Raw genomic sequence first — 15866 nt, 5'->3', positions numbered from 1 at the left:
CATTTGTCCGAGCCACTCTTGTATACAACTAAATGAGTAACAGGTCGAAAACTAATGTGCAGCATGTGGCGTAAGACACGGTTAGTTAAGTCCCTCTTGCTGCTCACTCATCGCTTTTTCATGTTGAGTATCCACCGCATATATCCGCGGATCACAGGCTATGTATTTGCCTGTGGTAACTGAAGTGCCCACAGAGCATCCCTTCCAGCCGGGAGGCTGTACCGATAAGCCATGGGATCAGGCACCTTGAAAACGACTCAAAGCAGCAAGAACAAAAATCAAAACAAAAGATAAAGATAATGAGATTTTTTCAATGAAAAGAATGCTAATTAACGCAACTCAAAAAGAAGAGATGCGTGTCGCGTTGGTCGATGGCCAACGTTTATTCGATTTGGACATCGAAAGTCCAGGTCACGAATCTAAGAAATCAAACATATACAAAGGACGTATTACCCGCATTGAACCAAGCTTGGAAGCAGCGTTTGTCGATTACGGCGCAGAAAGACACGGTTTCCTTCCTCTTAAAGAGATAGCTCGCGAATATTTCCCTTCTGGATATACTTTTAAAGGCCGCCCAAGCATTAAAGAAGTGCTGAAAGAAGGCCAAGAAGTCATTGTTCAGGTAGAGAAAGAAGAACGTGGCAGCAAAGGTGCTGCGCTAACAACGATGATCTCGTTAGCGGGTAGCTACCTGGTTCTTATGCCAAACAACCCGAAAGCGGGTGGTATTTCTCGTCGTATCGAAGGCGAAGAGCGAATAGCACTAAAAGCAGCAATCGATACCTTACCAAAAGATAAAGGCATTATTGTACGTACCGCGGGTGTGGGTAAAAGTGCCGAAGACCTTGGTAGTGACTTCGGTTACTTGACCAATCTTTGGGATCGCATCCAAGTTGCCGCTAAGTCTCAACCGGCGCCGTTCTTAATTCACCAAGAAAGTAACGTGGTTGTCCGTGCGATTCGTGATTATCTCCGTCGAGATATCGGCGAAATTATGATCGATAGCCAAACCATTTACGACCGAGTGATGGAACACATCAATGATGTGCGTCCAGATTTCGTCAGCCGCGTTAAAAAGTACGACGGTGATGTACCGCTATTTAGCCACTTCCAAATAGAAAGCCAAATTGAATCCGCTTTCCAACGTGAAGTCCGCTTGCCATCTGGCGGCTCGATTGTTATCGATCCTACAGAAGCACTCACATCTATCGATATCAACTCTTCACGTTCAACGAAAGGTGGAGATATCGAAGAAACTGCTTTGAATACAAACTTAGAAGCGGCGGATGAAATCGCTCGTCAGTTACGTTTACGTGATCTTGGCGGCTTAGTGGTCATCGATTTTATCGATATGACGCCAGTTCGCCATCAACGTGAAGTAGAAAGTCGTATTCGTGAAGCCGTTCGTATGGACCGTGCACGGGTACAAATTGGTCGTATTTCTCGTTTCGGTTTGTTGGAAATGTCGCGTCAGCGTTTAAGCCCTTCTCTAGCCGAAGCAAGCCACCATATTTGTCCACGTTGTTCTGGTACGGGCGTTGTTCGTGATAACGAGTCATTGGCGTTATCCGTATTGCGTTTAGTCGAAGAAGAAGCATTGAAAGACAATACAGCTCAAGTATTGGCTGTTGTCCCAGTTTCAATTGCCTCTTACCTATTGAACGAAAAGCGTCGTTCTGTGAATCACATCGAGCGTAACCAAGAAGTGAAAATTACCATCATCCCTAACTCGGATATGGAAACCCCACACTTTGAAGTTCTACGCATCCGTGAAGGTGAAGAGCAAGAGCTCCTATCTTACTTAGTGCCTAAGAAACTAGAAGCACTAAAAGAAGCGGAGAGCAAAGAAAATAACGAAGCGTCTTTAAAACCAAAACGCATTGAAGAACCTGTTCTGAAAAGCTTTACTTCTCACTCAACGAACAGTGCGCCAAAGCAAGAGAAACCAGAAGAAACTGCAACACCTGCCCAACCAGCAGCGACGCACCCATCTCTAGTGTCTCGTGCCCTAACTGGCCTGAAGAAGTTTTTCAATCCGGAGCCACAACCAGCAGCACCGGCTAAAGAAACCGCGCCTGTCAAAGCGGAAGTAAAAGAAGATAGCCAAGACGACAAAGAAAAGTCTCATCAGCAGCGTCGTGATAACGGTAACAACAGCAATAATAATGATCGCCGTCGCCCACAACGCGACAGAAATCAGAATCGTCGTAATAACAAACCAGCGAATACCAATAACCAAAACGGTAACGCTGACTCGACCGATCAAGATAAAAATGCGACCCCTAATGCGAAGGCTAGCACCAACGATAATAAGGATAACGGCAATCAAAACCGTAAACCTAAACAAGATCGTAAGCCGCGCCAAGATCGCAAACCAAAGCAAGACCGTCGTAATAACAACGAAGGTGACGATAGCAAGCCAAATAAAGTTCAAGAGCAAGGTCGTCAAATTGCTGAAGAAGCTCAAACACCAGAGAAAGAAAAGCCGCAGCAAAAAGATAATCAAGCTGAAGCTCAAAACCAAAATGCGAAGGTTAAGGAACGTCGTCAACGTCGTAAGCTTACCAAGCAAGTACGTGTAAACTCTAAAGTGACTGAGAAGCCACAAGAAACAAACGTCACGGCGCAAGCTCCTGTTGAAGCGAAACCGGATGAGCACGTAGAAACACCAACCACTCAACAAGTACAAGTAGACGAACCAGCAGCGGACAACGCGCAAACGGATAAACCGAAAGAGCAGAAGCAACGTCGTAATCGTCGCTCGCCTCGTCATCTGCGCGCAAGTGGACAACGTCGTCGTCGCGGTCGTGATCGTCGCCCTAACCCATTCCGCCTACGTAAAGGTGGCGTTGCCTCTCCAGAGATGGCAATGGGTAAAGTGATGCCAAGTTACGGTATTACTAAGCAGACACCGAAGGCAGAGAAAGCAGAGCAAGCGTCAACTCAAGACGTTACGCCAGTACCGACAGGTGGCTTTGCATTCCCTGAGATGGCAATGGGTAAAGTCATTATCCGTCGAGAAGACAGCCAAGTGACTGAGCCGTTAGTGAAATCTCAACCAGCAGAAGAAGTGACAGTGGAAACCACCGTCGCAGCTCATGTTGAAGACACTACGGTCAATGCAAGCGTTGCGCAGCAGCAAGTTGCCGACACTACGACTGACATGGCGCCAGAGATCACAACAGCCGAAGCAACCAGCAACGCTGAAACCGCAGCGCCTATGGTTAACGCAACAGTGGCAGACAACACTTCAGTTGAAACCAATGTTCAAGCAGAAGCTATTAACGTTGTGCACTCTGAAACAGTGACGAGTGATAATGTTGTCAAAAACTACAAACTGCATGCCGCGTCAGCAATGACTAAAGCACCAGGAAGTAATGAGATGGCAACCATCACGATCAATGCGGCACCATTCCGTACTGAGCGTTATCAGTCTAAAGGCGCTGGTAGTCAAGCTGCTCGCAGTCAGTCTAGTGCTGAGATGGCGAACACGTCGAAGTAATTCTCGATAGTGTAAAAATAAAAAGGCTGCTTATCGCAGCCTTTTTTTATGAATTATTGTCAGGAAACGCTTCTATATTGAACTGAACACAACATTTCTGTAGCATGCGCCCTCTATTGCAAGTTGTCGTCTTGCTGATGAAATACGCATTTCACAGTTGTTCACTACTATGTAAAGACGTTTTATTCAGCTAGCAACACCCCTTTTACTAAATGAGAAACAATCAACATGTTTGAATTTCCGCAGTTTACTAAGCACTCGGTTAAAAACGATGTGCTGTCTGGTTTAACGGTCGCACTTGCATTAGTGCCAGAAGCAGTCGCATTTGCCTTTGTCGCGGGCGTGGAACCAATGGTCGGTTTATACGCCGCTTTCCTTGTCGGTTTAATTACGTCTATTTTTGGCGGTCGTCCAGGTATGATCTCTGGCGCCACCGGCTCTATGGCGGTGGTAATGGTTAGCTTAGTTGCCAATCATGGCGTCCAATATTTATTCGCAGCCGTACTATTAGCGGGCATATTCCAACTTTTAGCCGGCGTTTTTAAGCTCGGTAAATTTATTCGTATTGTCCCTACCCCTGTGATGATTGGTTTTGTTAACGGACTGGCTATCGTTATCTTTTTAGCGCAATTAGGTCAATTTAAAGCCCCTGGGGTAGACGGTTCAATGCATTGGCTTGGCCAAGATAAGATGATGATCATGTTAGGCTTGGTATTACTGACCATGGCTATCATTCACTTTTTACCCAAACTGACAACAGCAGTGCCATCTTCTTTGGCAGCGATCGTCATTATTACGTTGATTGTGCAGTTCTTTAATTTAGATACACGCACAGTGGTCGACTTCCTACGTTCAATGACGGGGAATGCGGATGCCACAATGGCAGGTAACCTACCGAGCTTCTCAATACCACAAGTGCCTTTCACGTGGGAAACGCTGCAAATTATCACACCATACTCACTGATTTTAGCAGGTGTGGGGTTGATCGAATCTTTGCTAACACTGACGGTTATCGATGAAATGACGAACACTCGTGGTAAATCTAACCGCGAATGTATTGGCCAAGGTTTGGCTAACGTTGGATGTTCTTTCTTCGGCGCGATGGGTGGCTGCGCTATGATTGGTCAGTCAATGATCAACATTAACTCAGGTGGTCGTGGCCGTTTATCAGGAATTACTGCCGCTATCGCTCTACTCATGTTTATTCTGTTCACTTCATCATTGATTGAGATGATCCCTCTTGCCGCACTTGTGGGCGTCATGTTCATGGTGGTCATTGGTACGTTTGAATGGGCAACCTTCTCATTAGCACGCCGCGTACCAAAGCAAGATTTCTTTTTGATTGTGTTGGTGACAGTTGTCACTGTCTTCACAGACCTTGCCATGGCAGTAGGTATTGGTGTGATTGCATCAGCACTGATGTTTGCATGGCAACATGCGAAACATATTAGCGCTAAACAAGAGACAGACTCATCAGGGGTAAAAACCTATAAAATCGATGGGCCTATCTTTTTTAGCTCGGCGGCAAATTTCACTGAGATTTTTGATGCCGATAATGATCCAAAAGAAGTGGTTATTGACTTCGCTCGCTCACGTGTAGTGGATCATTCAGCCATCGAAGCCATTGAAACTGTTGCTGAACGTTATTCTTCTAAAGGTAAAGTGATTCATTTACGCCACTTAAGTAAAGATTGTCGCGCGCTATTGAAAAAAGCCGGCAGTTTAGTGGAAGTGAACAGCGAAGAAGACCCGATTTATAAAGTCGCGACGAACTCTCTCGCCGATTAAAATCAATAGACAATGCGTGTAGTACACTAAGTCGGTGCCCGGCATCGGCCATGGTTACAACGCACTAAAGTGACACATTAGAATCCTCGCCTCAGCGGGGATTTTTTTGTTTTAATAATACTCACAGAGAATACTCTCATCGGCAGAAAAAAACCCTACTGCATGACAGTAGGGTTTTTATCACTTATGTGTCTTTTCGTATTAATTAAGTCGTATCAATTGCGTCGTATTATTAAGCTTCGCTTTTGGTTTTCTTAGCGGCAGACTTAGGGGCTTCTTGTTGTGCTTTCGCTTCTTCATGAGCACGTTTTACCGCAGCCACTTGGTCAGCTTTTTTCTTAATGACCGTCGTACCTTCAAAGGTTTCCCCTTCTACATAAGCATTACCATAGTAAGATGCAATCAGAACTTCTTTTAACTCGCTAATCAATGGATAACGAGGATTAGCACCTGTACATTGGTCATCGAACGCCTCTACTGCTAGCTCTTCTAGTTTCGCAAAGAAATCAGCTTCATTGACACCCGCAGCTTGAATAGACAATGGAATGTCTAATTCTACTTTCAACTCATGTAACCAAGATAACAAAGCTTGAATCTTCTCGGCGGTATGGTCACCAGGTTTTGCCAAACCAAGATGCTCAGCCACTTCAGCATAACGACGGCGCGCTTGCGGACGGTCGTATTGAGAAAATGCTGCTTGCTTGGTTGGGTTATCATTGGCATTGTAGCGTACCACGTTTTCCATCAGTAACGCGTTGGCTAACCCGTGAGGGATATGGAACTCAGCCCCTAGCTTATGCGCCATTGAGTGACATACCCCAAGGAAAGCATTTGCAAATGCGATACCAGCAATCGTTGCTGCGTTATGAACCCGCTCACGAGCAATCGGATCTTTGGCACCGTTTGAGTAGCTAGACGGTAAGTAAGCTTTAAGCAGTTTCAACGCTTGTAATGCTTGCCCGTCTGAATATTCACTCGCCATCACCGATACATACGCTTCTAGCGAGTGAACCACTGCATCGTAACCACCGAAGGCGGTCAAAGATTTCGGCATATTCATCACTAAGTTGGCATCAACAATTGCCATACTAGGCGTAATTTCATAATCAGCCAGTGGGTATTTCGCGCCAGTTTTATCGTCCGTCACAACCGCAAACGGTGTCACTTCTGAGCCAGTACCCGAGGTGGTAGTTACACACACCAAGTCTGCTTTTTTACCCATTTTAGGGAATTTGTAGATACGTTTGCGGATGTCCATAAAGCGCATTGCCAATTCTTCAAACTCGGTTTCAGGGTGCTCGTACATCACCCACATAATTTTCGCTGCATCCATCGGTGAACCGCCACCCAACGCTAAAATCACATCAGGTTTAAAGCTATTCATTTGCTCGGCACCTTTGCGTACGATAGATAATGTTGGATCGGCTTCTACTTCGTAAAAAGTCTGAACTTCGATGCCTTGCGCTTTCAATAAGTCAACAATCTCGTCGGCATAACCATTATTGAATAGATAGCGGTCAGTCACTAGGAACGCGCGTTTTTTGTCTTCCAAATCCGTTAATGCCACAGGGAGTGAACCACGGCGGAAGTAGATGGATTTAGGAAGTTTGTGCCACAACATATTTTCAGCTCGTTTCGCAACAATTTTTTTGTTGATTAGATGTTTAGGGCCCACGTTTTCAGAGATAGAGTTCCCACCCCAAGAGCCGCAACCCAACGTTAACGATGGGGCAATATTGAAGTTATATAGGTCACCAATACCACCATGAGTCGTTGGGATATTAATCAAAATACGCGCCGTTTTGAGTTTGTCACCGAAGTATAAAATGCGATCTTGATTCATATCTTGATTGGTATACAAACCGGATGTATGGCCGATACCGCCGATTTCTACCATATGCACCGCTTGTTTAACCGCATCTTCAAAATCAGTGGCACGGAACATACCTAACGTAGGTGATAATTTTTCATGAGCAAACGCATCTTCTGTCGTAACTTTGCCATGCAAGCCTTCACCAATCAGCACTTTGGTATCAGAAGGGACTGTGATGTTTGCCATCTCAGCAATTTTCGTTGCTGGCTGGCCGACAATCTTCGCATTCAAAGCACCATCGATAAGTAATACATCACGTACTTTTGTCGCTTCGTCTTTACTAAGTACATAGCCTTTATGAGAAGCAAAACGCTCTTTCACTTGCTCATAGACCTCATCAACAACGATGACGGCTTGCTCAGACGCACACACAACACCGTTATCGAATGTTTTAGACATCAATACAGACGCCACCGCTCGTTTGATATCCGCCGTTTCATCAATCACCACTGGCACGTTACCCGCACCAACACCAATCGCGGGTTTACCAGAAGAATACGCGGCTTTCACCATCCCCGGTCCACCTGTCGCGAGAATCAATGCAAGGTCTTCATGGCGCATCAGCGCATTAGAAAGTTCAACCGATGGCTCATCAATCCACCCAATGATGTCTTTCGGTGCGCCCGCAGCGACAGCCGCATCAAGCACAAGTTTTGCTGCATCATTAGTCGAGTGTTTGGCCCGTGGGTGTGGTGAGAAAATAATCCCGTTACGAGTCTTTAAAGAAATAAGTGATTTAAAAATCGCTGTCGAGGTTGGGTTAGTTGTTGGCACAATACCGCAGATAATACCAACCGGCTCTGCGATAGTCATGGTGCCCATGCTGTCATCTTCTTCGAGTACACCACAGGTTTGTTCATCTTTATATTTGTTGTAAATATATTCTGATGCAAAGTGGTTTTTGATCACCTTGTCTTCCACAATCCCCATTCCTGACTCAGCAACCGCCTGCTGCGCAAGCGGAATACGCGCTTGGTTAGCCGCTAGAGAAGCCGCTCGAAAAATTTTATCGACTTGTTCTTGTGAATAAGTCGAAAACTCTTCCTGAGCTTTTTTGACACGTGCCACAAGGGCATCGAGTTCAGCTAAGTTAGTTACAGCCATATTGAATCTCCTAAATCGAAAATAGTTAAAAACTTTTTAGTAAGTCCTTTTTTTGCTCTCATGCTGAGTTCTTCTCACTTTACGCATCTAAACACTTAGTAAATTGTTTTCATGTGGTGAGTATAGACGTGAATTCAGTCGAGAAAATTGATTTGGATCAGTTTGGCTTGCTAAAAAACGATAATATTTAACACTCACATAAACAGCATTTAACCTTATGTTTTAAATGGTTTTTGTGCAAATTATCTTATTCTAGGAGTTGTAGCAGATCGCTGATAAAGTTAGAGAATAACGATTTTTTGTAAAAAAATTACACCACGCCACTCTCTTGCTCTGCCATACACGCTTTATGTGCCACTGGGTGATTATGAAAGTCTCCACCAAAGGTTTGGGGAAAAAAGGAATCGCATTTATTACTGGTTACGTGTGAAATGCTAATTTGTCTGAAAAAATCTAATCACGCATAAAAAAAAGTAATCCGTAATTGATAATTTACTACAATTTTTTTCATTCGTTATAACATCTCATTTCGCTTACATTAGCCGCACTTTTATTGGTTCACGTTACGTATCAGAGTACTTGCATGGCTTATAGCGATTTCGCAATATTTTTACAATTTTTCCTTGGCTTATTTGCCACGGTAAACCCAATTGGCATCATGCCAGTTTTTGTGTCTTTAACCAGCTACATGGATAGTGATGAACGACGTAAAACCGCCCGCACGACTCACTTCTCGGTTGCGGTGATTTTGATTTGTTCTTTAATTGGTGGTCAAACACTATTAGATGTTTTTAGCATCTCGCTTGATGCCTTTCGTGTGGCAGGTGGGTTACTACTTCTCAGTATTGCGTTTTCAATGATGAGCGGAAAACTCGGAGAAGATAAACAGAATAAACAAGAAATTAGCGAATCAATGAGCCGCGAGCAAGTTGGCGTCGTACCTCTGGCTATGCCACTCATGGCGGGCCCTGGAGCCATCAGCTCGACGATAGTTTATGGCTCTCGTTACCCAGAAACCTTCAATTTAATCGGGATTATTATCACGATTATCATCTTCTGTTTCGGTGGTTGGGTACTATTCCGTTCGGCACCATTTATTGTGCGATTTTTGGGGCAAACCGGGATCAACGTCATTACGCGTATTATGGGACTTATCTTGGCCGCGCTCGGCATCGAGTTTATGGCGAATGGACTTATCAACCTTCTACCCGGGCTTGCTGTTTAGTCGCTCAGCGTGATTGACGCCCATGTTTTATGAGATACAAAAAAGCGCCGATGATAATCGGCGCTTTTAACTTATTAATCTCAATAAAAATAATCAAGCCAGAGACATAACCTGCTTATTTCTCTGCAAGAATGATACGGAGCGAACGACGTAAAGGTTCGGCCGCCCCCCACAATAGTTGGTCACCGACTGTAAATGCATTCAAGAAGTCATCACCCATTTTCATTTTACGCAAACGCCCTACAGGTACAGATAATGTGCCGGTCACTTTGGCAGGTGATAAGTTCTGCTCGGTAATACTGCGATCGTTTGGTACAACAGTTGCCCACTCGTTATGAGATGCAATGATATCTTCAATTTCATCCATAGGGACATTTTGCTTAAGTTTGATCGTTAATGCTTGTGAATGACAACGCATCGCTCCAACACGCACACATGTCCCATCAATAGGCACTGGTGAATCTTGTAACCCTAAGATCTTATTGGCTTCAACGCCACCTTTCCACTCTTCTTTACTTTGACCGTCTTCACGCTTCACATCAATCCATGGAATTAACGAACCAGCCAATGGCACACCAAACTCTTGTGTTGGGAAAGAGGTTGCACGCATGGTTTCCGCAACTTTACGATCAATAGTTAAAATGGAGCTCGCTGGATTGGCAAGCTCTGAACTAACAGAGTCGGCAATGACACCCATTTGGTTAATCAGCTCGCGCATATTTTTAGCGCCAGAGCCAGAAGCCGCTTGGTACGTCATTGCACTGGTCCATTCCACCAGCCCTTTCTCGAATAACCCACCTAAGCCCATTAGCATCAAGCTTACCGTACAGTTTCCGCCGACAAATGTTTTCGTACCGCTATGGATACCTTGTTGAATTTGCGTCAAGTTCACAGGGTCTAGCGTGATGATAGAATCATCTGCCATGCGTAATGTTGAAGCCGCATCAATCCAGTAGCCCTTCCATCCGGCTTGGCGAAGTTGTGGGTACACTTGCTCAGTATAGCCGCCACCTTGACAAGTAATGATCGCATCAAGATGCTTTAAACTATTAATATCAAATGCATCTTTTAGCGTACCTGCGTCTTTACCAAAGTTTGGGGCCGCTCCTCCGACTTGCGAAGTACTAAAGAAGGTCGGTTCGATAAGATCAAAGTCCCCTTCTTCTACCATGCGTTGCATTAATACTGACCCGACCATGCCGCGCCAACCTACTAGACCTACTTTCATTCTCGACTTCTCCTTGTTCTTTTTAATTTCTCTATCCCATCTATAAGGGATTCAAAGCAAAATCTCAACCAAAAAAATCTGGTCGACGGCCTCTTTCTTATACTCATTAAGGCAAACAGCACTGAAATCACTGCCTTAATTAAACCATACTTCCCCTGCCTATTTCTAACATAAAACTCGCTTTCAAATAGATAATTATGCTATAGGCGTCATATACCTATAAGTTAGGGTTTTATATCTAATATATTGAAAAACACATGATTAATCGCTAATTTTCTCTATTTATAAGCGATATTAAATCATTAATTTACTCAATAAACTCGATAAATCTATGCATTTCAGGTAAAGTGCGGCCGGTTCATTGTTACTTTTATGTTTAATCATTAGCATAATCATTCGTAAGAGGCTTTTTTATGGTACCTGCGGGCAAGCGCTTACCAAGCATACTGCAAGTTATTGTGTCACTAGGTTTGTTTCTACTGATCGCATTTTCGTTCACAGCAAAACTTAATTTACCTATCCAACTCGCTCTGTATATCGGTTGGTTTATTATTATTGTTCTTGGTATACGTTTAGGCCATAAGTATCAAGACTTAGAAAAAGCGGCTTTGAACGGGATATCAAACGGATTAGGTGCCGTGCTGATCTTACTCGCCGTTGGAGCTTTAGTCGGCACATGGATTGCAGGGGGAATTGTACCCACCATTATTTATTACGGCCTAAAAGCGATTCATCCCTCTATATTCTTGCTTGCCACAATGTTAATTTGCTCACTAACAGCGCTTGCAACCGGCACCTCTTGGGGTGCAGCCGGTACCGCCGGCATCGCAATGATGGGAATTGGCCAAGGTCTTGGTGTTCCGGCTCCCGTTACCGCAGGCGCAGTACTATCAGGTTGTTATTTTGGCGATAAAATGTCGCCCCTCTCTGATTCCGTTATTTTAGCGTCAAGCATGTCTAACGTGGAAGTCGTTGAACATATCAAAGGTATGCTGCCGATTGCAGCCATCAGCTATGGGATTACTGCCGTTCTGTTCACCGCACTTGGCTTTCACTATTCAGGTCAAGTCGATATGTCGCAAGTGCAATCGGTAATGCAGGCAATGCAGAATCAATTTGATATCACTCCCTACTCTTTTGTCCCTGTCGTAATTGTCTTAGCATTGTTGGCTCTTAGGCTGCCATCATTCCCTGTGATTAGTTTCGGCTCATTGCTGGGTATTATTTGGGCTGTAATGATTCAAGATATGAATGCGCTGACCGCATTTAATACCGCGTGGGCGCCTTATAGTATTGATTCAGGTGTTGAGTTCATCGATTCAATTTTAAACCGTGGTGGTATGTCATCAATGCTTAGTTCGGTCGCAGTGATTGTCTTCGGACTCGGGTTCGGCGGATTACTTGATAAAGTTGGCATACTGGAAACCATTGCCAACCTCTTTTCCCATCGCGTGAAAAGTGCTGGGTCATTAGCGACAAGTACCATAGGCACAGCATTCCTAGGTAATGTGTTTGGCTCAGCCATGTATGTTTCTCTTATCTTGACACCAAAAATATGCGCGAAAAATTATGATCGCCTTGGTTTCAAACGTAAGAACCTATCCCGTAACGCAGAGTTTGGTGGCACCTTAACATCGGGTATGGTGCCATGGAGCGATAACGGTATTTATATGGCTAGCATCTTAGGCGTTGCTACCTTGTCTTATGCGCCTTTCATGTGGCTCAGCTTTGTGTGCATTATTGTCACTATCGTCTGCTCTTACATGGGATGGTTTGTCGACCCATGTGAACCAGTCGTCACCGATGAGCATAACGACACGCAGATAGTCTCAGAGAAACAAGCGCTGACTAACGCGTAGAAAACACAATGCCCAAGCACCTAAGTGCTTGGGCATTTTACAATACGCAAAGCGCAACTAAATCAAAGCCAAACAGTGCGGCACTCATGGTGTCTGCCGGCATCCTGAGCGTGGCTTATTTATTGCGGTTTAATTGATCACGTAAATTGGGCGGCGTGCCTTTAATCGTTAAGGTATCCGTTTCTGGATCGTAGAACACTCGCTCGCCCATTAATAAACTATCAAAACTAATGTTCAAACCACCACCAGCGCCGACGTATTTGGTCAGTTTACGAACCGCGGTACGATCACCCGGGAAGCTCTCTTCGAGCTCGTAACCATGTTGCTGAGTATATTCTAAGAAGCTCGTTCCATCTGTACTTGGCGCTAATTCACCAGACAGTTCTTGAACTTCAATCTCATCACCCGACTTAATTTGTTCTGTACAGTATTCAGCGACCTGTTTTTTGTAGCTAATGGCTTCATCTTTCTCAAGCTTAGCGTCAGAACAGAAATCTTGTACTGCCTGCATTAATACTTGGTTTTGTTGCTTAGTATCTAGACCAACACTCGCTTGTAAGAAATCTAAAAAGAAATCAGCGACCTTACGTCCAACACGACCTTTGATATAAGACAAATAGCGATTCGAGTCTTTATCCGTTTCAAAGCTAGAAATGTCAATTCGAGCCGCAATATCCATTTTATTGATATCAAGGTAATCTGTCGCACTAATATCGAGACCTTCAGTCACTTTTAGGCTTTGATTCATAGGCAAAAGACCAATAAACAAGTAGTCTGTTGCCAGCGATTGATACTCAGCGAAGACTAAAATACCTTCATCAGCAAATGGGTACTTTGCGAGCTCATCGCGCAAACGTTGACCACTTAGCTGCGAAAAGTCATAAAAATCACGCGTTCCTTGACGTAATTCCTGCAGCCAGCCCTGAAATTGACTATCTTCTTGAAAGGAACCGAAACCTTTACCAGCTTTTGCATTAAACACGCGATGCAATTCTGCCACTAGATTTTCAGTGGATGTGTCATTATCAAGGGCTTGTGCTCTAAAGTTTACGACGAGCTCGTCGTTATCATTTTTACGTAATTGGTGCAAAATGACGTTAGAAAGGTGCAGACTCATAGTGAAATTATCATCGTTGGGTTTCAGTTGTAAGGGATTGTAGGTTATCATAAGCCGCTTTTACTATCATCTATAGAGTCCTTATGCCAATTACATCAAAATATAGTGACGAACAAGTTGAAACAATTCTGACGGAAATTGCGGCTGTTCTTGATAAACATGAATCATCATCTGAGTTAACATTGATGATTGCTGGCAATATTGCCACCAATGTCATTAACACCAATGTGGCAGCGAAGCAACGCAAATCGATTGCAGAAAAATTCTCGCAAGCGTTGATCTCGTCAATCGACGATTGAGTTCACCATAAAAACGGATAAAGAACAGAACATCACATGGTAGATAGCGGAAATACATACGGCGAGCGCGTATCGCGACTCGTCGGTTGGGGGCACTGGTTTGCCTTCTTTAATATCATTGCTGCAATGTTGATCGGTACGCGGTACATCGCTCAATCACCATGGCCTGACACCTTCCTCGGACAACTGTATCTATCAGTCTCTTGGGTGGGTCATTTTGGCTTTCTGGTTTTCGCACTTTACCTGTTAATTCTGTTTCCACTGACCTTCGTCATCCCGTCAAGGTCAGTGTTCCGGTTTTTCGCAGTGTGTTTTTCTACCATCGGATTAACCGTACTGCTGGTTGATACTCAAGCCTATCAAATTATTAATTTACACCTAACTCCTGTTGTATGGGAGTTATTATTCAGTGATGAAGCCAATCGCTTAAGTACCGATCTTCAACACTTATTCGTTGTATTACCGCTTATTTTTTTACTGGAGCTGGGCCTATCCGAATGGGTATGGCGCAAACAGCGTAAACTGTCACATAAACGTATTGGACGCCCAATGGCAGCGGTGTTTTTTGTTTGCTTCATTACCAGCCACCTCATCTACGTATGGTCAGATGCCTATTTCTATGAGCCTGTCACTAGCCAAAAATCTAACTTTCCGCTCTCATACCCAATGACAGCAAAATCCTTTATGGAGAAGCATGGCTTACTGGATAGAGACGAATATCGTAAACGCCTTAAAGAAAATCAACAAAATAACGTCGACCTCATGGATTATCCACGAGAAAAAATTCGATTTGGGCGCCGAGCAAATCAACTGAACGTGCTGCTAGTGAGCGTGAATAATTTACGTGCCGACGCACTCAATGCTCGCCTAATGCCTAATACAGAAGCTTACGCGCAGCAGAACCTGCAATTTCTCAATCACTACAGCTCAAGTAATGATATGTTCGGGGTGTTTGGTTTGTTCTATGGGTTGCCAAGTAGTTACGAAACCAGTATTGCAGCCCAAGGCGTCGCACCAGTTATGTTGGATGTGTTTAAATCGCATAAATACCAGTTTGGTCTATTTAGCGGTGATAACTTCGACGACGATCTTTACAAAAAAACCATGTTCAGTCATACCTCGCTGCAAAAACAGTCATTTGTTAAAGGCCTATCGCATGATGTGCAGACTATTGATAACTGGGCAAAATGGGCAAAAAACAATCAAAACAAACATTGGTTTAGTTATTTAGAACTGACTTCTGTCGCCGACTTTAATGACTTCAGCTCTTCACATGCTCAAGGTTCGCCTGCTGAACGATTAAAGAATGATTACCAACAATCAGTGAGCCAAGCCGATAACGAATTGGCAAACTTATTCGCCAAGATTAAACAGCTCAATCTGAGTAATAATACGGTGGTTATTATCACCTCTAATCATGGTATGGAATTTAATGAAACAAAAACCAATAGCTGGGGCTCAAACACAAATTACAGCCAATATCAGATCAAAGTGCCGATGGTGATCCACTGGCCGGGTAAGCTGGCCGCACAATTTAAGCATCGTTCTAGCCACTTAGATCTTTCTGTTACCCTCATGCAGGATTTAATGGGTGTCTCGTCTAACCCAAGTGACTTCAGTAGCGGTCGTAACTTATTTGACGAAACCAAACGCAAATGGATTTTAGCTGGGGATCAAAAAGAATTGGCCTTGATCACAGGTAACAAAACGACGGTTATCGATAAGTTTGGTAATTTCAAACTGTACAATGAAAAGTATCATCGCATTCACCATGAAAGCCCAACATTGCCTGTCTTGTTACAAGGCTTAACTGAACTACAACGATTTTATTCAAAAGATAATTAAATCAATAACCTTGGATTAGTTATCCT

Annotated in this window: 9 protein-coding genes; 6 read left to right on the top strand and 3 right to left on the bottom strand. The window is 43.9% G+C overall.

The window, feature by feature from the left end; genetic code table 11:
• The first annotated feature begins 313 nt into the window (after positions 1–313).
• The gene (gene rne / locus OCU30_RS04235) at positions 314–3502 is read left to right on the top strand and encodes a ribonuclease E (RefSeq protein ID WP_077311760.1); all 3189 of its coding nucleotides are present in this window, start codon (positions 314–316) and stop codon (positions 3500–3502) included.
• A gap of 228 nt (positions 3503–3730) precedes the next feature.
• Positions 3731–5290 carry a SulP family inorganic anion transporter gene (locus OCU30_RS04230; RefSeq protein ID WP_077311758.1) on the top strand — a complete coding sequence of 520 codons (1560 nt, stop codon included), beginning with the start codon at positions 3731–3733 and terminating at the stop codon, positions 5288–5290.
• 232 nt (positions 5291–5522) lie between these two features.
• On the opposite strand, the gene adhE is transcribed toward OCU30_RS04230, so the two are convergent.
• A complete protein-coding gene (gene adhE / locus OCU30_RS04225; RefSeq protein WP_077311756.1) occupies positions 5523–8267 on the bottom strand; it encodes a bifunctional acetaldehyde-CoA/alcohol dehydrogenase in 2745 nt (914 codons plus the stop codon).
• 583 nt (positions 8268–8850) lie between these two features.
• On the opposite strand from adhE, the gene OCU30_RS04220 reads away from it, so the two are divergent.
• Positions 8851–9492, top strand: coding sequence for a YchE family NAAT transporter (locus OCU30_RS04220; protein WP_077311754.1), 642 nt, complete (start codon positions 8851–8853; stop codon positions 9490–9492).
• 115 nt (positions 9493–9607) lie between these two features.
• On the opposite strand, the gene asd is transcribed toward OCU30_RS04220, so the two are convergent.
• Entirely contained in the window at positions 9608–10720 is a 1113-nt protein-coding gene (asd, locus tag OCU30_RS04215; protein ID WP_077311752.1) for an aspartate-semialdehyde dehydrogenase, read from the bottom strand.
• A 413-nt stretch (positions 10721–11133) separates the two neighbouring features.
• On the opposite strand from asd, the gene nhaC reads away from it, so the two are divergent.
• Complete coding sequence (gene nhaC / locus OCU30_RS04210; protein WP_077311750.1) at positions 11134–12579, top strand: Na+/H+ antiporter NhaC; 1446 nt, start codon at positions 11134–11136, stop codon at positions 12577–12579.
• A gap of 115 nt (positions 12580–12694) precedes the next feature.
• Here the strand turns inward: nhaC and yejK are convergent, their stop codons facing one another.
• Positions 12695–13696: a nucleoid-associated protein YejK gene (yejK, locus tag OCU30_RS04205; protein ID WP_077311903.1), complete on the bottom strand. Its 1002-nt coding sequence runs from the start codon at positions 13694–13696 to the stop codon at positions 12695–12697.
• 83 nt (positions 13697–13779) lie between these two features.
• Between yejK and OCU30_RS04200 the strand changes: the two genes are divergently transcribed.
• Both OCU30_RS04200 and OCU30_RS04195 read left to right on the top strand, forming a co-directional pair.
• On the top strand, positions 13780–13995 hold the full coding sequence (locus OCU30_RS04200; protein WP_077311748.1) for a YejL family protein: 216 nt from the start codon (positions 13780–13782) through the stop codon (positions 13993–13995).
• Between the two features lie 36 nt (positions 13996–14031).
• Positions 14032–15840, top strand: a complete 1809-nt coding sequence (locus tag OCU30_RS04195; protein WP_077311746.1) for a DUF3413 domain-containing protein — start codon at positions 14032–14034, stop codon at positions 15838–15840.
• Positions 15841–15866: the final 26 nt, after the last annotated feature.

The sequence above is a fragment of the Vibrio palustris genome (assembly GCF_024346995.1).
GTDB lineage: Bacteria > Pseudomonadota > Gammaproteobacteria > Enterobacterales > Vibrionaceae > Vibrio > Vibrio palustris.
The sequence above is the reverse complement of the archived record's forward strand: the minus strand, read 5'-3'. Positions and strand labels throughout refer to the sequence as shown.

Excerpts from the sequence above, each read along its gene's own strand:
- OCU30_RS04200 (WP_077311748.1), top strand. The coding sequence starts at position 13,780 with ATGCCAATTACATCAAAATATAGTGACGAACAAGTTGAAACAATTCTG.
- yejK (WP_077311903.1), bottom strand. The coding sequence starts at position 13,696 with ATGAGTCTGCACCTTTCTAACGTCATTTTGCACCAATTACGTAAAAAT.
- OCU30_RS04230 (WP_077311758.1), top strand. The coding sequence starts at position 3,731 with ATGTTTGAATTTCCGCAGTTTACTAAGCACTCGGTTAAAAACGATGTG.
- rne (WP_077311760.1), top strand. The coding sequence starts at position 314 with ATGAAAAGAATGCTAATTAACGCAACTCAAAAAGAAGAGATGCGTGTC.
- adhE (WP_077311756.1), bottom strand. The coding sequence starts at position 8,267 with ATGGCTGTAACTAACTTAGCTGAACTCGATGCCCTTGTGGCACGTGTC.
- nhaC (WP_077311750.1), top strand. The coding sequence starts at position 11,134 with ATGGTACCTGCGGGCAAGCGCTTACCAAGCATACTGCAAGTTATTGTG.
- OCU30_RS04220 (WP_077311754.1), top strand. The coding sequence starts at position 8,851 with ATGGCTTATAGCGATTTCGCAATATTTTTACAATTTTTCCTTGGCTTA.
- asd (WP_077311752.1), bottom strand. The coding sequence starts at position 10,720 with ATGAAAGTAGGTCTAGTAGGTTGGCGCGGCATGGTCGGGTCAGTATTA.
- OCU30_RS04195 (WP_077311746.1), top strand. The coding sequence starts at position 14,032 with ATGGTAGATAGCGGAAATACATACGGCGAGCGCGTATCGCGACTCGTC.